General features: G+C 72.2%; 1 pseudogene. It reads left to right on the top strand.

Annotated elements, in window-relative coordinates:
• Positions 1-218 precede the first annotated feature (218 nt).
• A pseudogene (locus tag AOK09_RS41885) lies at positions 219-471 on the top strand (hypothetical protein); the annotation flags it as partial.

The following is a 471-nucleotide window of genomic DNA, read 5'->3' as shown; positions in this document are numbered from 1 at the left end:
GGGTGGAGATCCGGGTTCCCCTGGGGAAAACCCCACCCCCGCCCTGGGGAAAAGGCCAGGGTTCACTCGGCTGCCAGCCGGATACCGGCCCCGTCCCGCCGCTTCTAGCGTCGTTCCCAGCCCCGCACCGAGCGCGGGCACCGACGCCGGCGGCGCGCAGGCCGCCCTTTCCCAGGGGGATTTCCACCGTGGTACCCAAACTCGGCCTGGCCGCCGCCATGGGCGGCTGGAGCGCACGCCACCGCAAGACCGCGGTCATCGGCTGGCTGCTCTTCGTGGTCCTCGCCGCCTGGCTCGGCGGGCTGGCCGGCAGCGTCAAGGTCTCCGACTCCGAACAGATGCCCGGTGACGTCGCCAGGGCCCAGCAGATCCTCGACGACGCGGGGCTCAAGACCCCCGAGGGTGAGAGCGTCATCGTGCAGAGCGGCACGCTGACCGTCTCCGACCCGGCCTTCCGCAGCACCGTCTCCG

Origin of the sequence: Peterkaempfera griseoplana, assembly GCF_001418575.1 — a bacterium.
In the GTDB taxonomy this organism is placed as follows: Bacteria; Actinomycetota; Actinomycetes; order Streptomycetales; family Streptomycetaceae; genus Peterkaempfera; species Peterkaempfera griseoplana.
This window is presented reverse-complemented; position numbering and strand designations above follow the sequence as displayed.